Here is a 19,009-nt window from a genome sequence, read left to right as displayed (position 1 = left end):
ACGAAAATCACAGGAATAGAAAAAAAATAAAATATGATGCTTGCCTCAAAAACGAAAGAAAAGCTAAAAGACGAGTGCAATCAAATAGTTTTGAAAGATAATCTATAAAAGAGTTTTTTAAGGTTTAATAATATAGAAAGGAATAAAATTAGAGAAGAATGTTACAACTTAATGGGGAGGATGCGGTATTATACTCATTGGATAGATTAAAACACCAACAAATTGATTTTGTTTTCTTTTGCATATGAAAGATTAGAGATTTTAATTGACTTATATAAAGCAGCCGCCCAGATTCTCCTTGTGAGTCAAGTGAATCCAATGATTCTCCTCTGCCTCACTTTTTTATATACAGGAGTCGAGCGGATGCTTCCTAACTGACAGGATTCCTCCTGCAATATAGCATATTTATTTGACCATGTTATTATAGATATAGATCCCATTAGCATTTTAGCTAAAGAAAAACTTTACTTACACCTTGGGAAGTTTATCCTCATCTTTAAAAACCACCATTTGCCTTGCTTTTTCCATCAGTTCCACTAATGCTTTATAAGCGCCTTCCATGGAGTCTAATTCACTTTGCAACGCTTCATTTTCCTTCTTTAATATAGCTAGCTTTTCCTCTAATACCTTCGTTTTCTCTTTAACGGTGGAAGAGTCAATATTTTCTTGCTCCCACTTAGTTGCTTTATCATATAAATCTTTTAAATATAACATCATTTCATCAAATTGATTCTGTATAGGAGCTGGAGATATAGCAGGCTGGACAGCAGTTACTTCTTCTTGAGAAAACTCTTCTGCTACATTTGTCTTTTTCAATTGCTTTCTTTGTTTTTTGGCAAGTTCGATACCAGATTTATATTGTTTGCGTACATATGAATTCCAGCGAAATCCACATGCTGCACTTGTTCTTGATAATAATTTCCCCACTTCTTCAAATGCTTGAAGCTGTGTACCGCCTTCTCTAATATGACGAAGAACAATTTCAGCAAGTAAAATATCTTCATCTTTTGACCAAGCATCTTGTCTCGTTGTTGTCATCAGTATACCCTCCTAGTGTTTTTTATTCATACATATGCATCTACTAGAAAAGATAGACTGATTTATTCATATTACAAAAAGAAAAATTAGCAGCATGCAAAAAGAAAATTTGCTGCTTATAGACCTAGTTAAGATAATAATTCGTCTTCTGACACCACTTTGATACCGTTTCTTCTTAAAAGCGCAGTGGTTACACCCACACCGCCCATTTTTGTGCCATCAAAGTTCCCTGTATATATACTACCACTACCACAAGAAGGACTATTTTCTTTTAAGACTACCATTTCCGCCTCCAAGTCTTTAATAAAAACTAAGGTTTTATTAGCCCCTTCGATATACATTTGCGTCACATCATTCCCTTTAGCATCTTTAACAAATGCTTTTCCATCAAGAACATCATAACCATCCCCTCCGACTATCTCAGCTGGTTCCCTCGGAGTAGAGAAGCCTCCCAATAATTCCGGACAAACCGTTCTTATGTTTTCTTTTTTTATAAACTCTTCTATGTTGGTATCTAAACAATCCGTCCTATTATACCGAACTTTCAGACCTGCTAAACAAGAACTTATGACAATCATTGCTTATCACCTCATATTATGTATTTCTTCTAACTTTCAAAACTTCCTTTTATTTTACTTCAGCTATTTTTGTAATAATAGCTATAATATGAAAAAAAGCACAAGAACTTAAGTTCTTGTGCTTTTAATCAACAAAAAAGATAATTAGTTGCTTACAACTTCTTTCCCTTTGTATGTTCCGCAAGCGCTGCATACACGGTGAGCAAGTTTCATTTCACCACAGTTAGGGCATTCTACCATACCAGGCACTTGTAATTTAAAATGTGTACGACGTTTTCTCTTTGCAGTTTTAGATGTTCTTCTAAAAGGTACAGCCATTCGTCCCACCTCCTTAAAGAGTATTAAGAAAGTAATGAGAAAAGATATTTCCAATCTCACATTTTTCTTTTGCATAATTAAATATGAGTTAATTTACTCATTTTCAAAAAACTTAGCAAGTCCTGCAAGACGAGGATCAACTTTCTTCTCCTGTAAATCTTGCTCTTGGATTACTTCCCAATCATTTCCTGATTGCGGAGCTCCCTCTTCTGTTACATCTTCACAGAAGACTTGCATCGGTACCTCAAGTAAAAGTATTTCTGCTATAATTGGCTTTAAGTCAATTACATCCCCTTTTACCTGATGAACTTCCTCTTCGTCTGTTTCATATTCCGAAACTTTTAATAGGAAGGTTTCTGTTGTTTCAACATTAATTGGATAATCCACGTCTACTAAAGTACGAGAGCAAGGTAGCACGAGCGATCCTTTTATATTTAAATGAAAAGTCACTTTCGTTGAATCAATATCCGTACGTCCTGTTATATGAATAGGAGATACTTTTCTTATGGTCGGATCTGTTTCTTTGATCTCATCCATATTTATTGTTTCATCAATTGGCAATCCCTTACTTCGAAATTTTTGTAACTGGCTTAACGTCCATTTCATATATATCACCCCAAGGCAACAAAGGTAATTATAGCTTTCATATAATTATTTGTCAATATTTTTTCTTTACAGTAAATAATAAGAGATATGTCCTGAATCACGATCATATTTCGTGATTTCTTTTCTATTCTACCCATATTCATCAGAATTGCAACCAAAACTTCCTAAAATGATCTTGATTTCTCTCCCCCTCGCTTCCATTTAAGCTTTTTTAGCAAAGCTTTACTTCAAAAATTCGTAGAATAGAAACTATATTAGAAAGTAGACAGCACTATTAAAACCTCGGTTATATTATATAGCCTCTTTGAAACCAGCATTTAGTCCTATTCTTTTACTGTTTCTCACATATAAATTTACAAGGAATCTTTTTTAAAACAGGCAGATCCATATAGGTTTCTCTTTTATAACCACTATTTTTAGGATAAACTTTTATTAATACAACCATAAAGAATATAGTTAGGGAGAATGTGATGAAAGCAGTTGGAGTAGTAGTAGAATATAATCCATTTCATAATGGTCATTTGTATCATATCCAAAAAGCGAAAGAACTAACACAGGCGGATATTGTGGCTGCTGTTATGAGCGGTCCTTTTCTGCAAAGAGGAGAACCTGCCCTTGTTTCTAAGTGGGCTCGAGCAGAAATGGCTTTGGAAAGTGGAGTAGATCTTATTGTGGAGCTTCCCTATGCTTTTGCCACACAGCATGCTGCCGTATTTGCTTCTGGCGCTGTTGATATTTTGCAAAGCTTAAGTTGTGATTTCTTATGTTTTGGCAGTGAATCAGGCAGCATCGATGCTTTTCAGCAGACTTTTACCCTGCTGCAAGGAAAAGGAATGGAAGAGGATTTACTTGTTAAGGGGTTTATGAAACAAGGAATGAGCTATCCGAAAGCTAAATCATTGGCGATAAAAGAATTAACAACTAGTGATGATCACACCGCGCTAAATCTTAGTATGCCAAATAACATCTTGGGATATGAATACTATAAGGCAGTGCATACCAATAAGTATCCCATGGAGATTTGCACAGTTGCCCGCATGAAAGCAGACTATCATGACAAAACATTTACTTCGGATACAATAGCTAGCGCAACAAGCATTCGCGAAGAACTATTGCATGATAAAGGAGACATAAGAAAAATAAAACCCTTCCTCCCCGCAAGTAGTTATCAATTACTACAGCAGTATAAGGAAACATACCTCACTTACCATACTTGGGAGAATTACTGGCACTATTTAAAATTCCGTCTCCTTCAGTCAACAGCAGAAGAGTTAGCTGCCATATATGAGATGGAGGAAGGTTTAGAGTATCGCTTCCTTAAATATGTAAAAACAGCATCCTCTTTTCACGATTTTATTCGTTTAGTAAAGACGAAAAGATATACATGGACAAGGCTGCAAAGAATTTGCGTACATATTTTAACAAATACCAAAAAGGCAGAAATGAGTTCTTCATTGAAGCCAAATTATATTCGTTTACTTGGAACAACTGTAAATGGCCGTCTCTATTTAAAAGAAAAAAAGAAGCAGTTTCAGCTGCCAATTATCAGCAAGCTTTCTGCTTTTGATAAAGAAAAAATCGCATTGGATATTCGCGCTTCGCAGATTTATGCTTTAGGTGTTCCTAATCTTGTTCAGCATCAACTATTAGAGATGGATTACACCAAACCTCCTATCATGAAATAATTCCTTTGTTAGGACTAGTTTTTATTAGTTGAAGTTCTTAATAAACAGCTTAAAGATTAAAGGCACTCCACTGTATTAAGCGAGAACCTTTAATCTTTATTTGTTCACTCTATAATTACTTTTTTTCATTCTTTCTTCTCTTTCTGATTTCCTTTTTAATCCCTTCTATATATTTTCTCGTTTCTGTTTCCCCTATTTCAATAATTTTCTCCAAATCAGTAAATGCCTTACTATTAAACATTTCAACAGGCGGCTTAATCATCACATTACTTGCAACCTCGCGTGATTCTACTAGTTCCATTTGCATGATATCTAATGAACGCATAATTACATCATAAATGTTAGAAATATCTGTATGAATGTTCACTTTTGCGACATCGACAGCAATTACAATATCTGCTCCCATTTCCTTCACAACTGAGACGGGAACACGATCGATTACTCCTCCGTCTACAAGCAATCGCCCGTCAATTTTTTCTGGAACAAATATACCTGGAATAGAAATACTTGCCCGAACAGCATCAGCAATTGGCCCTTTTGTGAAAACTACTTTTTCTGCCGTTAATAAATCAGTCGCAACAATGGCAACAGGGATATCCAACTCCTCTAAATTTTTTCCATAGGTAAACAAATGAATTAACTCCTTTACACGGTTCCCTGCGATAAACCCCATTTTAGGGACAGTAAAATCCAAATAGTATTTTCTTTTAAAGAACTTGGATAAAGTGTATAATCGCTCAATATCGGATCCTGCTCCATATAAACAGCCAATTATAGCCCCTATACTGCTGCCAGCAATATAATCTATTGGGATATTCTCTTCTCTTAGTATTTTTATGACCCCAATATGTGCAAATCCTCTCGCTCCACCTGACCCTAACGCTAATCCAATTTTTGGGCGTTCCATATTGTCCCACCTATTCTTTTCAAAATAATAATCTATATATTCTTATGGTCTTTTTTTTTATGTTATGAGTATATTGATTGGTAGAGGGATATTCTTCAGGCTGTTTGTGTACAAGTATTCTTTTTTACTAAAAAGTTTCTTAAACAGCCTTTCTTCTATAAATAAGAATACTTACCTACTATTTTCTATTTGAAGGGGGAGCAATATAATTTGTTACGCTCAAAATTTAAGACAATCGTACTCGCTTTATCTGCATCCCTATTAGCTCTTGCTCTAATTTCTTTTCCAGGAGTTGCAGTTGACGCTTCCAAAAATGGACTAAACACATGGTGGACGATTGTTTTTCCTTCACTTCTTCCTTTCCTTATTTTATCCGAAATTTTAATCGGTTTTGGTGTAGTTCGTTTTATTGGTGTTTTATTGGAACCCATTATGCGACCTCTCTTTAAAGTTCCAGGTGTAGGCGGATTTGTTTGGGCAATGGGCATGGTATCAGGCTTTCCTACTGGTGCAAAATTAACAGCAAGAATGCGTGAAGAAAAACAATTAACAAGAACAGAAGCAGAAAGACTCGTTTCTTTTTCTAACGCTTCTAATCCGATGTTTATTATTGGTGCAGTTTCAGCTTCTTTTTTTCATAGTCCCAAACTAGGACTGCTTCTTGCCTTTTCTCATTATTTAGCCAACTTTACAGTAGGACTATTTATGAGATTTCATGGCAAGGACACAGAAATAAAGAAACAGGAGGCAACTGAAAAAGCCTCCATCAAAAGAGCGTTACGGGAATTACATCATACTCGGTTAAAAGACAAGCGTCCACTTGGAAAATTAATGGGAGATGCTGTAACTTCTTCGATTCAATCGTTATTAATGGTCGGCGGCTTCATTATTCTTTTTTCTGTTATTAATCGATTACTATTTCACTTACATATTACTTCTTTTGCTGCTAAATTGTTAGAAGCCGTTTTCCAGCTATTCACTTTTTCTGGCGAATTAGCGATTCCATTCATTACTGGGATATTTGAAATTACATTAGGAAGTCAATTAACAAGTGATGTAGAAACTTCCACCCTTATGCATCAAGCAATCCTGACTAGCTGTATCCTCGGCTTTAGTGGTTTGAGTGTACAAGCACAGGTTGCAAGTATTCTAGCACAGACAGATATTCGTTTTAAACCTTTTTTTATAGCAAGAATAATGCAAGCAATCTTCTCTGGAATTTATACATTTATCGCGTGGGATTTCTTTAACAAAACCTTTTTGGCAAAAGATGCTCCAACGATTGCGATTCCAGGATTAAACCAAGAGGGAGCTTTCTTGCAACAAATATTTGAAAATATTAGCACATGGGGTCCAATTGTCACGATTATTTCCCTAATGATTTATTGTTTTATCTTAGTAAAAAGATTATCTCCAAGAGAAGAAGTATAAAAAGGACTTATTGCCAAAAAGATGTTAAAAATCTTTTTTGGGCAATAAGTCCTTTTTATTCATATTACTGGAGAGTAAGCGTTAGGGACGATTTTTATGAAACTTTGCTCTTAACGCATCATGAACAATCTTTGGGACAAGCTCCGAAATGTCTCCATCATACTTGCTGACTTCTTTCACTATACTTGAACTTAAGAAAGAATATTGATTATTTGTCATAATAAAGAATGTCTCAATATCATCTGATAGAACTCGGTTCATAGAGGTAATCTGCATTTCGTATTCAAAATCTGATACAGCTCGTAATCCTCTAATAATTGCATTCGCTTTTACACTTTTTGCATAATCAATCAAAAGTCCTTCATAGGACGACACAGAAACATTTTTAATATCTTTTGTTACTTCTCTAATTAACTCTAATCTTTCCTCTACTGAAAAAAAAGGTTTTTTGGCAGAATTATTTAATACACATATGTATACATGGTCAAATACCTTTGCTGATCGTTTAATAATATCAATATGACCATACGTTATCGGATCAAAACTACCTGGGCAAACTGCTATACTAGCCATTTCTTAGTCCTCCATACCATTTTGTAAGGAATAAATAGAAACCGCAATTATTCCGTATTTTTCATGTTTCACTTGTTGAAGTCTGCTAACTGCCTCAGGCAAAGAAATTTCCGAACCGTGTTCACAAACAATAACTCCGTCTTCCTTTAAGAGACCTGCTTCATCAATAAATGTTAGGATTTTTTCTAACTGCTGCTTTTTATATGGCGGATCTAAAAAAATATAATCGAATCTTTTTTCTCTTTTTTGTAATGCTTTTAAAGCACGATCCGCATTATTGCGATATACCTCTGCTTGACTATTTAATTTGCATATAGAAAGATTTTCTTTAATAGTATGTATCGCTTTTCCTTCTTTGTCTACAAAAATAACAAGATCCAATCCTCTACTTAAAGCTTCAATACCTAGTCCACCACTACCAGCAAATAAATCAAGGCCTTCTCCTCCTTGAAAGTATGGGCCTATCATGTTAAAGATGGCTTCTTTGACTTTATCTGTAGTAGGTCTAGTCGAGTTACCAGGCACTGCCTTCAATGGAATCCCCTTATTCTTACCGGAGACAACTCTCATTTCAATCACCACAACCCTAATTTTACTTTAACTGCTTTTACCTTCCCTATCCTACCATAAACCTTATACCGAGCCAACATTTTAAAGATTTTTTACTATTCATACCATGAATAGTTTTATTCCACCTATTAACTAAAAAAGGAGACTATCTTACTTTATCCAAAAAAAAATATTTTGATTAGGTATAAGTGTTCCATGGTTGGGGATAATGTAATTAACAGCATCTATTCGAGGATGTTGTTGCCAACCGCGGAGAAGACTTACGTTTCCCCTAAGTTTTCCTCCGGTTTCTCCTCTCCCTTTACCTTCTTTCCTTATGAATAGTAAGGATGTGGAAGGAGCCTGCAGGTATTTGCCTGCAGGCTTTTTTTTACTTCCCTTCTCAATTTATATGGGATTCTATAAAAGAAAAAACAGTATGTATGATGACTTAGTCGCAGAAATAATACTTCTAACTAAGCTTCCATACATACTGTTTTTAATATCTTTTAAGCAAGCTATTAAATTCCCATTTTATAATCATATTCTTTCGCTTTATCTGGCCGCGAATTTTCAAATTCCATTTTTAAAAATGGTTTATAGGAAGGTTCTACCTTTTTAACAAAAGAATGAGCATTTATTTTTTCCATTATGCTTTCCACGTCACTTTGGTTTGTGTAGAGCACAACATATTTTAACCTTTTGGAAATAAAATGAACATTCCCATATCTTCTTAACATTTTTGCTTGTTTTAGTGAAAATAACCAAACAATGATCCCTTGTCGTTGCCCTAGCATAATTTAACCCCTTTAAATACCATTATTTATCATAATAGCATAGGAAAAGAAAATAGAAAAGCAATGATCATCTGGATCATTGCTTTTAAGTATATTATGCAGAACAACTACAGCTTCCACCACTACCACAACCTCCGGAGCAGCCAGAAAGTTCATCAAAAAATGGATTACCTGTTGGTACTTTAATGAAAGTAGAAACAGAACGCCCAATAATAACGCTAACATCATCTAAAAGCTTTTGTAAACCATTCTCAGCTATTTTAAATGCTGCTACATTATCATCTAAATCCATCTCGCGTTTAAGCTGTCTTATTTCCATCATCACTTTTTTATATTCAGGATGATATTTTCCAAAACGCTGAACTTCTTCATATAGCTCTTTCATTTTGTTAAAAGAATGAATTTTCCGCTGTGTTTCCTTGTTTGATTGTATATTGGCCAAACAAATACGGTATTGTTCTGCAACATCTGATTCTAATATCATTTCAGCAATCTCTTCTGCTTCCTCTTGAATAAGGAGTATTTCAGTTGTCGCAAGCACGTATTCGCTCACCTCCTTTTCTTATTCTACATGAAAGACACTAGAAAGAAAAGGTTTGTGATTTCCTTTTTTATCTAACTTTTAATCATTACTTGAAATGACTTTTGATATTGTGTTGTCTTATTTACTGCATCTATAACAGAAAGATTAATTGTATGGTTTCCTGCTTTCAACCCTTCGATTACAAAGGCTGCAGAAGAATATTCATACTTCTGGCCATCAACTTCTAAAAGTATTTTGCCTAATTTCCCCTGACTATCTTCTCTGAATGAATAGTCTTTTACTCTGCATTCTACAAATACTTTATTTCCCTTCACTAAATGATGCACAACCATCTTTTCCGTATCGCTAGAAGTAATAGAGGCTTGTACAGCCATATTTGGTGAGATTACATCATTTACTGCTTCCCTATGAGGTTTTACTTTTGGATCAGGGATATCATTGTGGCACCCTGTTAAAAAGAGAAAAGCAGGAATACAAATCAATCGGATTTTTTTCAACATAAACACTCCTGGTAATTTTAATAATGTTTTATTTTCGGTTAGTATTACCATTCCTGTTTGTTTTACTCGGAGTATTTATTGAATTATAAAGACTTAGGATTGTGCATTCATTGCCTGAAACATGCTAACCATCATAGACGCCATTTGTACACCATTTGAAAACTTTTCCACGTGATCTGGGATGGTTTTTTTATAATAATGAAGGGAAGCAATCTCAAAGACTTCTAACTGATTTGGATTTCTGCTTAATTCTCTATACCATTGTGGCTGTTCTCGAATAAACTGTTGCAATTCTGCATTCTGCGCAATATATTCTTTAATATTCTGTCTCATATAGTCCTCCTATTTAATCTTTCCTAAAAGAAAATGGTCCAGAAGGTTTTTGTTCAGTTGGCGCAGATGATCCACTAGAACCACTATTTGGAGCGAATTGAGAGATAACACCTTGCAACGTACCTAAAGCTTGGTTTAAGTTTGCCAAATATCCTTGGATTTGATTTTGGTCCATATTTTTTAATGTATCAACAATATTTGACATCCAGACAGTCCGATTACCTGATGCCTCTTCTTCCTTTTGGGTGGACACAGCACTTCCTTCTAATAAACCATCCCATCTAGTATCGTTCGGACCTAATAAATACCAATCCTCATATAATTCCTGTAATGTCACATTCCCACTTCTTGCCTCTTTCAATATTTTTGGGTTTGCTCTTACAAATGCTTTAAATTCTTCTACAGAAGGATGAAGTTTTTTATCAGCCATCATTATTTCACCTCTAATTTGATACATCTGCCTATATTACTTTATGATGGCTTTTAAAAAAATGTGCCTTTCTCTTTAAATTCTCTCTCAAAGCCCTATGACTAACAAGATTGGTTGAAGATAATCAAACCTGCAATGTAATTATCCCCGCCATGCAATAACTCAGGTAAAAAAAACAGCCGACCACTCCTCCGCTGAGTTTGTCGACTGATTGTCTTTCTGCTCTTACCATTTTTCGATAAAATTTTGGGTATAGTATTTATCAAATACTCCTACTCCAAGATGAGTAAATTTCTCATTTAATAAACATTCACGATGACCTTTGCTATTTAGCCAACCTTCCATTACCGCGGGAGCATCTGAATACCCTGCTGCGATATTCTCCCCAGCAACTTGATAAAAGACGTCCCCTGCTTTTAAACGATCCTCAAGATCACCATACTTCTCAGATGTATGAGAAAAGTTTTCCGTATCAAACATATCCTTACTATGCCCTAATGCTACTTCCGCAGTAGGCTGATCCCATTCTACTGTATTGAGCTTGAATCTTTTTCTTAATACATTCGTCATATCTAGAATTTGTCGTTCGTTTCCTTCTTGTATTGCTTCATTATTCTTCCCATTACTCTCTGTCTCTAATAATTCTCCCCGATAAACTAACTCGTATGGTCTTAAATGAAGTAACGTTCGAGCATCCATATACCGAATACTTGATAAAGTACCATTAAATTTATCAAAGTATAGCTGTGCATAATAATCACCGATTTGAATGAGAGGGCGGTTATTTATTTCATCCTCCGATAATTCAAAACGGTAGGAAGAATTTTCGTAGTTAAAGCTAATATTGGTTTCAATGGGAGTCATTGTATAAATATCTCCAACTTCTTGTCCAATTTTATAAGGCGTAATATTCACTGAGCTTCCAATTGCATAAATGGTAACTACTTTGTCATCAAGAATTCCAGCTTGAAAATACTTAGAGTCATCCTTATTGAATATCCACCAGTCATATTCATAAGCGGAAGGATCAATTCTCGCTGGCTCCCCATACTTCTTTTTAAGTTCACTTGTACTCTTACCGATTAAACTCCCTAACCCTTCTTTAGGAGTTGGTAAAATTTGCGTATTTTCACTTGCTTCTTTGAGATTATCCTCTACTTTTTTAGGATGATCACCATTTTCAACTAATACATCTGGCTGATTATTATCATCAGTTATACTAAAATAGATTCCAATCGCTGATAATACTGCAATAATTATGACAGTTCTTAATAAAATTTTCAGAGGATCCCCCCCTCTCTAGCATTGTTTCTATTAATATATGTGGCTTTCTTACTAAATAGTATAACTTACTTTAAATAATTTTAATAGAATAAGTAGTTTTTCAATTATGTAAATAAAGTTACATTTAAAACCACCCATTTCTCTCTTAGATAGCAAATAAAAAATGCTTCTATTTTTTAGAAGCATTTTTTACATTTTGATTTTAAAAACCTAATATTGCTTTAATAACAGATGTCGTTTCTCCTCCATGATAAAAAACATAGAGTAGTAAATAAACTGCTGTTCCTGTAATAGCTGTAATAAACCAAATAATACTTGTGATCGGTCCTAACTTTCGGTGCTTTGCATATTGCTGCTTATAACCTGTATATAACATAATGATTCCTAATACAGCACCTATTGTTGCCAAGGTGATATGAAAAATAAGAAATATAGTATAGTAAATCTTAATATCATCTGGTCCTCCAAAAGAAGTGTTACCAATAAAAATCGTTCTTGATGCATAAATGATGAAAAAGATTACCGCAAAAATCGCTGCAAATAACATGACAGTCTGGTGTTGTTGTCTTTTTTTCTGCTTAATTAATCCCCAACCAATCGCTACAAAAATGGCACTTAAAATAATAAACGTAGTACTTATTGTCGGCAATATCGGTAATGTAAATTCCATTTAGCTACCCACTCCATAAAGTATTTACCTCTTTGTTTAACAAACTCCCAAAGTTCCTTTTTCCCATAAGACTGGTTCACAAATTTAGTGTAGGTGACCAAAGCAACCTTGAATGCACACCCTCGATCTTTCTATGAAAGTGAGCTTTGCTTGATCTCCTCTGTCTCACTAATCCCATCGACGTCTATATGTATTCAGACTCCTCCGAATTTCAGGATATTAATGTTTCTTATTGGAAAAAGCATCAAGCTTTAACCAATAAGAAATCAACCATTATTCTCCTGGAATGTTCTCCCCTAAAAACAAATCCTTTTTAGAATAATGTAAATACTACCATTGAGACAAATAATATTGTTAAATATTGAATAGAATAAATGAACATTGCTGTTGCCCATTTGTATTCATCTTGCTTTTTACTTGCACGTATTCCAGTAATAACCCAACCGATATTTAATAATGTTGCTAATATTAAAAATGGAATACCGATTTGGTATAACAAAAATGGCAGTGGAAATAAAGCAATAATCCATATATACGTATGCCTTTTTGCTACCTCAAAACCTTTAACAACAGGGAGCATTGGGATTCCTGCTGCTCGGTACTCTTCTGCTCTTCGAATTGCTAAAGAATAAAAATGTGGCGGCTGCCAAACAAACATAATTAAAAACAAGCTCCAAGCAATAACATGAAGGCCAGGATCAATGGCAGCCCATCCAATTAGTGGTGGAAATGCTCCTGAAAAGCTTCCTATTACGGTGTTAGATACTAGTCGACGCTTTGTCCACATAGTATAGACAACGACATAGCTAAATGCCCCGATTAAAGCAATGACAGTTGCAGTTATTGTTGTTAATAATAAGAATAAAGTACCAATGAAGAGAAAACCAAAACCTAAAACAGCAACTTTTGCAGGCTTCACTTTTCCTGTTACTGTCGGTCTTGTCTTCGTTCTTTCCATTAATGGATCAATATCACGATCGATAAAATTATTTAATACACAGGAACCTGCCATAATTAAGCCTGATCCGATTAGTGTATATAATACTGTATCAATTCGCTCTAAAAACTTTGCATCTGTGAAAACTATTGCAAGCCAGATTCCAGTAAATACAGTGATTAAATTTGAATTTACGATTCCTATTTTAATTAATGCGAGAAAATCCTTCCACGCACTTGTTTCTGATTGTTGATTCGTCAATTTGGCCTCAGGATAAACGCGAGAATTAGCCATTTGATCATGCTCCCCTTTCATTACATAGAAAAAGATATCATACTATATAAAATACCGTTCGTTTCATTGTGTCATTATTCACATTTAAACATCATAGCAATGTTAAAAAAGACTCTTTTGCTATTAAACCATATTTTCATGAATATTTCTCTCTTTTTACGCTAAAAACTTCAGTTGTCACATTATTGGTAAATTTTAACATTTCTCACATCATATTCGAAAGCGTTTTACAAACAAAAAGACACTCTATATATTATAGCCTTTTTTAGCAAGGAAGCAAATGAATCAACCTCTTTCCAATAGCATTCATCTATAAAAAAGATAAAAAACCAAAATCCTGATACGAAATACTTTAATATCTTCGTAAATGATTTTGGTTTTTCTTCAGCTGGAAAACTTATATCCCAGCCATTATTATCTAATTGATTAAAAATGACGGTTTGGCCGTACAAAACCTGAAGTAGGCTGCTTTTTCACTGCTATTTCTGCAACATTCTCTTCTTTATGCTTATAAACTCTTTCATATTTAACGAACATAGAAACATTAACAAGAATCCCCATACCTATGGACAATTGTAATAAAGACGATCCCCCGTAACTAATAAAAGGTAACGGGACACCTGTTAATGGTATTAATCCAGAAACTCCTCCAATATTGATAAAAGCTTGGATTCCTATCATACTGGAAATACCGATTGCTAATAAGCTCCCAAATGGATCTTTACACTTTAGTCCTGTATAAATCCCTCTTAAAACAATATAGCTTAGTCCTACCACTACAAAGCCTACACCAAAAATCCCCAATTCTTCAGCAATTACTGCCATAATAAAATCAGTGTGACCATCTGTTAAGTAACCCAGTTTTTGAACACCTTGACCCAAGCCTAGCCCTTTTAGACCACCAGATCCAATAGCAATAAGAGAGTTACTCATATGGTAACCAGATTCTTGTACAACATCTTCAGCAAAAGGGGAATCCAGAAAAACAAAGATTCTCGCCATTTGCTTTTCAGTGAAAATGCTTTTTCCTGCTAGCTGGAGGATTAAAACAAGTAATAATAGAAACGCCAAGCCAATCAGCACTAACTTGGACAAGTTTTTCCAGTTCATTCCTGAACATAAAATAACCGTAGCACCAATCATAAAAATAATCGCTGCCGTACCAAAATCTGGCTGAAGAATAATCAATGCACAAACAATAACCAAATATGCTAGCGGGGGAACAACTCCCCGATTAAACTCATTTATATACGCCTGCTTTTTAGAGTAAATTGCTGATAAATAAATAATCACAGCCAATTTAACAAACTCAGCTGGCTGAAGACTAGCTGTTCCAACTTTATACCAGCTTTGCGCATTTCCAAAAACACTACCGAATAAAAAGATTCCACCTAAAAAAATAATTGAGCCAAATACCATTGGTACTAATATCTTATTGCTTAACAATGCCTTATATGGAAAAATAGCTACTATCACAAAAGCAATCAAGGCAATGATAATATATTTTAGTTGTCTTTTATAAAAAAAATCACTGCTGTCTTCTCCATAATATTGGACTGCCGAAACCATGCTGGCACTATAAATCATAATCAATCCAAATAGAATTAAAAGTACCATTGCTATAATTAATGTATAATCATACGATTTTAATATCTTCTTTATCATTCAACCGCATCCCTTATTCAATCTCCTCATTTAGAGTATTCGTTATGTCTTATCTTTTTCCTGCTGAAAAGGATAAACTTCTAATTTTCATTCTCTTAAAATATTGGGCCGTCTTCTGTTATTTTTGCTAATTATCATAACAAATTACTTATTTTTATCGCTGCTTACGGTCCATTAATAAGTCACTACAAGCTTATGAGATCAAGCGCTTTTGTTCGTATGTACTTCCCTTATTTACAAATAATACACATAGCCACTAAAAAAACTCAAACAATACATGCTTTTGTTTGAGTTTACTTTTTATTTTCTTATAGATGCTTCGTGCAAAATCGATAGCTCTTTTTCCAATTCATCTAAAATTTTCTTACCAACCTGTTCTTCTACTAAACCTAATCGAATAGCAAAATCTATCTCTTTAGACAATCCATACATTTGCGTATCCAAAACCTCTTCATATAGAGGGCATTGTGGCATTGTTAAATTATCCATCTGAACTTTAATTAGTTTTAATATTTTTTCAGCATCTGCTTTCAATAACTCATTTGCTTTTTCTTTATGATTAATAATCATTTCAGAAGTCAATCCTATCCCCCCGTTTCCGAGCGATTATCCTATCTATAAAGTTTAAACTCAACCTAGAAAAATTGCAAGAACAATCCCTTTTAAAAAATTTAAAAGTTTACATTCTATCATCTCAAATGACAGAAAGACAAGAAAAAGCTATACTTAACGTAACAACTGTTTTAATCTGCCAATTAAAATTTAGCCGATATAAAATATTTTCTTTTAGAAGCAGCTACTAATTTGCAGAATTTTTTATACATAACAAAGAACACGTTTACGGAGGAGATATAAAATGGATAGTATTATTCAAGTTTCTGGGTTGGTAAATTTTCCGATTACTATTGATCCTACTGTCTGGATCTTTGATGATCGAAAACAATCAGCTGATACGGTATTTGCCCCAGTTGAAGTAAAGGACGAATTAGAAGCGTATACAAAAGAAGCCTCCAAACACTGGGATCAAGAGATTACAGAGGGAGCCAAAGCCCCAGAGCAATCCACAAAAACCTATAAAAAAGTGGAAATGCTAACCGGTACCTTCTATATGGCTTTAGCTCCCTTTATAAAAAATGCAGAACCGCAGGAAGAGGCAACAACTCTTTTAATCACAACAGAAGAGGCAGAATATGCGATTCCTTTAGAAAAAATCGATTCGATCTTCTTATTATTTTGCGTAAAAGGAAAACCGCTTACAGAAGATGGTCCTGTACATATTTTTGATCAAACAAAAGGCCCAGATCAAACCCCTATCAAAAATATCAGAGCATTTAAAATTACATAATTGTATTCATCCATACATACGCCATCTAGCTATTGGCAGATGGCGTAACAATGTTTTACTGTAAATTATAATAAATCTGCGGCAAGCTGCGCTAAAGAAGATCTTTCCCCTTTAACTAGTTTTACATGACCTGCTAGCGGCTGGTCTTTAAAACGTTCTACTACATAGCTTAATCCATTATTAAAAGCATCTAAATAGGGATGATCAATTTGTTCAGGATCTCCCATCAAAACAATCTTACTACCTTCTCCAACCCTTGTTAAAATTGTTTTCACTTCATGCTTCGTTAGGTTTTGGGCCTCATCAATAATAATAAACTGGTCTGGAATACTTCTTCCTCTAATGTACGTTAATGCCTCCACTTCAATAGATCCCATTCCAGCCAGAATTGCTTCTAACTCTCCTGGTTTCTTTGTATTAAACAAATACTCAAGATTATCAAAAATAGGCTGCATCCACGGACGTAATTTTTCTTCCTTTTCTCCAGGTAGAAAACCTAAATCCTTCCCCATCGGTACAATCGGTCTTGCCACTAATAGTTTTTTGTAGTCTCCAAAATCTTCTGTCTGCATTAATCCAGATGCTAATGCCAATAGTGTTTTCCCTGTACCTGCTTTTCCTATTAATGTCACTAATGGCATATCTTTTTTTAATAGCATTTCAATTGCCATCGTTTGCTGCACATTTCTTGGACGGATTCCCCAAATATGCTCATGATCGAACACTAGCTTTTTAACAAACTTCCGCGATGAATCCACAATTGCTAATGCAGAAGAGGAAGATCCCAATACATCCTTTAAAATAAGAAACTGATTTGGATAGTAATTGCCATTCCCAATTTCCGTAATCGGGAGTTGACCATTTTCATAAAAGTTATTCAACACATCTATGGTTACTTGTACATCCATAAAACCAGTATATAAATGTTCATTTTCTACTACTCGATCACTTAAAAAATCCTCACTCTTCAAACCAATTGCATCTGCTTTTACACGGACAAGTGTATCTTTACTAACAAGAATAACGGTTCGTCCATTTTCTTTTTTACTTTCTTCTATTGATAAATTTTTTGCGACTGCTAATATGCGATTATCATTTGTTTTTTCTACAAATATTTCTTGGAGTTCGTGAAAAGAACGGTGATTTAATTCTATCCGTAAAGTTCCACCATTCTCCAATGGAATTTTATCGTGCAACTTTCCTGACTCTCTTAAGTTATCGATCAATCTAGATATTTGCCTTGCGTTCCTTCCGATTTCATCCATGTACCGTTTTTTGCTGTCTACCTCTTCTAAAGCTACTGCTGGAATTACTACATCATTGTCACTAAAAGAAAAAATAGAATAAGGATCTTGTAACAAGACATTTGTATCCAATACGTAAATTTTACTCAAACCGATGCCCCCTGCTCTAAAACGTCATATATTGCTGCACTTATCCGTGTAACGGAAAGAACCTTGGTAAAATATATGTTTTACCGCATAAAGATAGAAGATATTTTGCACAATAAAGAAAGAGGAAGTGTAAAAAATCGTAAAAATGCTCATTTCCACCTACAAATCAGGGAAATGTACACTTTTAAATGTAGTTCTTCAATATTAAAGGAGGGAATTTTATGAAAAAATGGTTTTTCTTCATCGCAGTCCTTTTTCTTCTTGCAGGATGTACAAATAATAACGCAGAAAATAACCAGCAATCTGAGAATAGAGAAAACAGCCCTCAAGTTACAAATGTAAAAAATTCTACCAACCAAAGGGTTGACCGGAAGACTGGACAGGATATAGCCAAAAGGCTCGTAGCTCTTGCAACAAGCATTGATAATGTTAATGATGCAACAGCGGTAGTAATCGGTAAATATGCGCTCGTAGGAATTGATATCAACGCAGACTTAGATCGTTCTGAGGTTGGTTCAATAAAATATGCGGTAGCCGAGAGTTTAAAAAACGATCCTGATGGCGCTAATGCTGTTGTCATTGCCGACCCTGACATTAATGCAAGACTGAAAGAAATTGGGGAAGATATTCAAAACGGAAAGCCTATTCAAGGCATATTCAATGAATTAGCTGATATTAGCGGCAGACTTATCCCAGAGGTACCAGCGGATATGATTCGAAATGAGCCAGATAGAGATCTCAAAAAACCAGATGAAAAATTGAATGATAAAGAAGAAAAAGAGTTGAAAAATGACCAAGATGAACAATCAAATAATCATATAAGAGATTAAAATTCGATTTTCTATATGATTATATATTATAATGTGCCTATAATCTATTTTATGATTAGAGGTGCAAGTATTGAAAGTTAAATGTGTGATATGTGATAAAATTGAAGATATAGACGAAAACTCCTTTCAGGCAAAACGACTACGAAATCGCCCAATTCATACGTATATGTGTAATGAGTGTGACGATAGAATCGCCAAAAACACAAAAAAAAGAATCGATTCGGGTAACTTTGTTCTTTATCAAAACAAAACTCAAGAAGATGATTGGTAAGTAGACAAGCATTTTAAATAAAAAGAAGAT

23 protein-coding genes are annotated in these 19,009 nt (G+C 34.5%); 5 read left to right on the top strand and 18 right to left on the bottom strand.

Annotated elements, in window-relative coordinates:
- Nucleotides 1–468 precede the first annotated feature (468 nt).
- From NSS71_RS02980 to NSS71_RS02965, 4 genes are all read right to left on the bottom strand, one after another.
- A complete protein-coding gene (locus tag NSS71_RS02980; protein ID WP_047939897.1) occupies nt 469–1,038 on the bottom strand; it encodes an RsfA family transcriptional regulator in 570 nt (189 codons plus the stop codon).
- A 128-nt stretch (nt 1,039–1,166) separates the two neighbouring features.
- Nucleotides 1,167–1,616, bottom strand: coding sequence for a DUF523 domain-containing protein (locus tag NSS71_RS02975; protein WP_341151286.1), 450 nt, complete (start codon nt 1,614–1,616; stop codon nt 1,167–1,169).
- 144 nt (nt 1,617–1,760) lie between these two features.
- Nucleotides 1,761–1,934, bottom strand: a complete 174-nt coding sequence (gene rpmF / locus NSS71_RS02970) for a 50S ribosomal protein L32 (protein WP_016200993.1) — start codon at nt 1,932–1,934, stop codon at nt 1,761–1,763.
- Nucleotides 1,935–2,027: 93 nt separating this feature from the next.
- The gene (locus tag NSS71_RS02965; protein WP_061796783.1) at nt 2,028–2,540 is read right to left on the bottom strand and encodes a YceD family protein; all 513 of its coding nucleotides are present in this window, start codon (nt 2,538–2,540) and stop codon (nt 2,028–2,030) included.
- A 470-nt stretch (nt 2,541–3,010) separates the two neighbouring features.
- Here NSS71_RS02965 and NSS71_RS02960 point away from each other — a divergent pair, with 470 nt between their 5' ends.
- Nucleotides 3,011–4,225 (top strand): nucleotidyltransferase, encoded by a 1,215-nt coding sequence (locus NSS71_RS02960; RefSeq protein ID WP_047939894.1) that lies wholly within the window; start codon nt 3,011–3,013, stop codon nt 4,223–4,225.
- A gap of 115 nt (nt 4,226–4,340) precedes the next feature.
- On the opposite strand, the gene NSS71_RS02955 is transcribed toward NSS71_RS02960, so the two are convergent.
- On the bottom strand, nt 4,341–5,132 hold the full coding sequence (locus tag NSS71_RS02955; protein ID WP_047939893.1) for a patatin-like phospholipase family protein: 792 nt from the start codon (nt 5,130–5,132) through the stop codon (nt 4,341–4,343).
- Between the two features lie 210 nt (nt 5,133–5,342).
- Between NSS71_RS02955 and ylbJ the strand changes: the two genes are divergently transcribed.
- The gene (ylbJ, locus tag NSS71_RS02950; protein ID WP_341151285.1) at nt 5,343–6,563 is read left to right on the top strand and encodes a sporulation integral membrane protein YlbJ; all 1,221 of its coding nucleotides are present in this window, start codon (nt 5,343–5,345) and stop codon (nt 6,561–6,563) included.
- Nucleotides 6,564–6,644: 81 nt separating this feature from the next.
- On the opposite strand, the gene coaD is transcribed toward ylbJ, so the two are convergent.
- The 12 genes from coaD to NSS71_RS02890 form a co-directional block, all read right to left on the bottom strand.
- The gene (gene coaD / locus NSS71_RS02945) at nt 6,645–7,136 is read right to left on the bottom strand and encodes a pantetheine-phosphate adenylyltransferase (protein ID WP_095257605.1); all 492 of its coding nucleotides are present in this window, start codon (nt 7,134–7,136) and stop codon (nt 6,645–6,647) included.
- Nucleotides 7,137–7,139: 3 nt separating this feature from the next.
- Entirely contained in the window at nt 7,140–7,706 is a 567-nt protein-coding gene (gene rsmD / locus NSS71_RS02940; protein ID WP_047939890.1) for a 16S rRNA (guanine(966)-N(2))-methyltransferase RsmD, read from the bottom strand.
- A gap of 500 nt (nt 7,707–8,206) precedes the next feature.
- The gene (locus tag NSS71_RS02935; protein ID WP_047939889.1) at nt 8,207–8,482 is read right to left on the bottom strand and encodes a YlbG family protein; all 276 of its coding nucleotides are present in this window, start codon (nt 8,480–8,482) and stop codon (nt 8,207–8,209) included.
- 94 nt (nt 8,483–8,576) lie between these two features.
- Nucleotides 8,577–9,023 (bottom strand): YlbF family regulator, encoded by a 447-nt coding sequence (locus NSS71_RS02930; RefSeq protein ID WP_047939888.1) that lies wholly within the window; start codon nt 9,021–9,023, stop codon nt 8,577–8,579.
- A gap of 74 nt (nt 9,024–9,097) precedes the next feature.
- Entirely contained in the window at nt 9,098–9,526 is a 429-nt protein-coding gene (locus NSS71_RS02925) for a hypothetical protein (protein WP_217989349.1), read from the bottom strand.
- 93 nt (nt 9,527–9,619) lie between these two features.
- Complete coding sequence (locus NSS71_RS02920) at nt 9,620–9,859, bottom strand: YlbE-like family protein (protein WP_047939887.1); 240 nt, start codon at nt 9,857–9,859, stop codon at nt 9,620–9,622.
- A 13-nt stretch (nt 9,860–9,872) separates the two neighbouring features.
- Nucleotides 9,873–10,292: a YlbD family protein gene (locus NSS71_RS02915; RefSeq protein WP_235844434.1), complete on the bottom strand. Its 420-nt coding sequence runs from the start codon at nt 10,290–10,292 to the stop codon at nt 9,873–9,875.
- Between the two features lie 222 nt (nt 10,293–10,514).
- Nucleotides 10,515–11,372, bottom strand: coding sequence for a CAP domain-containing protein (locus tag NSS71_RS02910; RefSeq protein ID WP_268874792.1), 858 nt, complete (start codon nt 11,370–11,372; stop codon nt 10,515–10,517).
- A gap of 403 nt (nt 11,373–11,775) precedes the next feature.
- Complete coding sequence (locus tag NSS71_RS02905; protein ID WP_047939884.1) at nt 11,776–12,243, bottom strand: DUF420 domain-containing protein; 468 nt, start codon at nt 12,241–12,243, stop codon at nt 11,776–11,778.
- 313 nt (nt 12,244–12,556) lie between these two features.
- On the bottom strand, nt 12,557–13,474 hold the full coding sequence (cyoE, locus tag NSS71_RS02900) for a heme o synthase (protein ID WP_047939883.1): 918 nt from the start codon (nt 13,472–13,474) through the stop codon (nt 12,557–12,559).
- A 426-nt stretch (nt 13,475–13,900) separates the two neighbouring features.
- Nucleotides 13,901–15,139 carry an FtsW/RodA/SpoVE family cell cycle protein gene (locus tag NSS71_RS02895; protein ID WP_047939882.1) on the bottom strand — a complete coding sequence of 413 codons (1,239 nt, stop codon included), beginning with the start codon at nt 15,137–15,139 and terminating at the stop codon, nt 13,901–13,903.
- A gap of 300 nt (nt 15,140–15,439) precedes the next feature.
- Nucleotides 15,440–15,721, bottom strand: a complete 282-nt coding sequence (locus NSS71_RS02890; protein ID WP_016200976.1) for a YlaN family protein — start codon at nt 15,719–15,721, stop codon at nt 15,440–15,442.
- Between the two features lie 274 nt (nt 15,722–15,995).
- On the opposite strand from NSS71_RS02890, the gene NSS71_RS02885 reads away from it, so the two are divergent.
- Nucleotides 15,996–16,484: a hypothetical protein gene (locus tag NSS71_RS02885; protein ID WP_047939881.1), complete on the top strand. Its 489-nt coding sequence runs from the start codon at nt 15,996–15,998 to the stop codon at nt 16,482–16,484.
- Nucleotides 16,485–16,549: 65 nt separating this feature from the next.
- Here NSS71_RS02885 and NSS71_RS02880 read toward each other — a convergent pair whose 3' ends face one another.
- Nucleotides 16,550–17,878 carry a PhoH family protein gene (locus tag NSS71_RS02880; RefSeq protein WP_047939880.1) on the bottom strand — a complete coding sequence of 443 codons (1,329 nt, stop codon included), beginning with the start codon at nt 17,876–17,878 and terminating at the stop codon, nt 16,550–16,552.
- A 221-nt stretch (nt 17,879–18,099) separates the two neighbouring features.
- Here NSS71_RS02880 and NSS71_RS02875 point away from each other — a divergent pair, with 221 nt between their 5' ends.
- Nucleotides 18,100–18,708 carry a YhcN/YlaJ family sporulation lipoprotein gene (locus NSS71_RS02875; RefSeq protein WP_047939879.1) on the top strand — a complete coding sequence of 203 codons (609 nt, stop codon included), beginning with the start codon at nt 18,100–18,102 and terminating at the stop codon, nt 18,706–18,708.
- Nucleotides 18,709–18,778: 70 nt separating this feature from the next.
- Entirely contained in the window at nt 18,779–18,979 is a 201-nt protein-coding gene (locus NSS71_RS02870) for a YlaI family protein (protein WP_047939878.1), read from the top strand.
- Nucleotides 18,980–19,009: the final 30 nt, after the last annotated feature.

This window comes from Niallia sp. FSL W8-0951 (assembly GCF_038006525.1).
Lineage (GTDB): Bacteria > Bacillota > Bacilli > Bacillales > Cytobacillaceae > Niallia > Niallia circulans.
Note: the sequence above shows the minus strand (reverse complement) of the source record. Positions and strands in the feature narration are given on the sequence as shown.

Bases quoted from the DNA above. Each gene is read 5' to 3' on its own strand.
- coaD (WP_095257605.1), bottom strand. From the start codon at position 7,136: ATGGCTAGTATAGCAGTTTGCCCAGGTAGTTTTGATCCGATAACGTAT.
- NSS71_RS02895 (WP_047939882.1), bottom strand. From the start codon at position 15,139: ATGATAAAGAAGATATTAAAATCGTATGATTATACATTAATTATAGCA.
- NSS71_RS02920 (WP_047939887.1), bottom strand. From the start codon at position 9,859: ATGAGACAGAATATTAAAGAATATATTGCGCAGAATGCAGAATTGCAA.
- NSS71_RS02975 (WP_341151286.1), bottom strand. From the start codon at position 1,616: ATGATTGTCATAAGTTCTTGTTTAGCAGGTCTGAAAGTTCGGTATAAT.
- NSS71_RS02935 (WP_047939889.1), bottom strand. From the start codon at position 8,482: ATGCTAGGGCAACGACAAGGGATCATTGTTTGGTTATTTTCACTAAAA.
- NSS71_RS02955 (WP_047939893.1), bottom strand. From the start codon at position 5,132: ATGGAACGCCCAAAAATTGGATTAGCGTTAGGGTCAGGTGGAGCGAGA.
- rsmD (WP_047939890.1), bottom strand. From the start codon at position 7,706: ATGAGAGTTGTCTCCGGTAAGAATAAGGGGATTCCATTGAAGGCAGTG.
- NSS71_RS02980 (WP_047939897.1), bottom strand. From the start codon at position 1,038: ATGACAACAACGAGACAAGATGCTTGGTCAAAAGATGAAGATATTTTA.
- NSS71_RS02905 (WP_047939884.1), bottom strand. From the start codon at position 12,243: ATGGAATTTACATTACCGATATTGCCGACAATAAGTACTACGTTTATT.
- NSS71_RS02885 (WP_047939881.1), top strand. From the start codon at position 15,996: ATGGATAGTATTATTCAAGTTTCTGGGTTGGTAAATTTTCCGATTACT.
- NSS71_RS02960 (WP_047939894.1), top strand. From the start codon at position 3,011: ATGAAAGCAGTTGGAGTAGTAGTAGAATATAATCCATTTCATAATGGT.
- NSS71_RS02925 (WP_217989349.1), bottom strand. From the start codon at position 9,526: ATGTTGAAAAAAATCCGATTGATTTGTATTCCTGCTTTTCTCTTTTTA.
- cyoE (WP_047939883.1), bottom strand. From the start codon at position 13,474: ATGGCTAATTCTCGCGTTTATCCTGAGGCCAAATTGACGAATCAACAA.
- rpmF (WP_016200993.1), bottom strand. From the start codon at position 1,934: ATGGCTGTACCTTTTAGAAGAACATCTAAAACTGCAAAGAGAAAACGT.
- NSS71_RS02915 (WP_235844434.1), bottom strand. From the start codon at position 10,292: ATGATGGCTGATAAAAAACTTCATCCTTCTGTAGAAGAATTTAAAGCA.
- NSS71_RS02875 (WP_047939879.1), top strand. From the start codon at position 18,100: ATGAAAAAATGGTTTTTCTTCATCGCAGTCCTTTTTCTTCTTGCAGGA.
- NSS71_RS02965 (WP_061796783.1), bottom strand. From the start codon at position 2,540: ATGAAATGGACGTTAAGCCAGTTACAAAAATTTCGAAGTAAGGGATTG.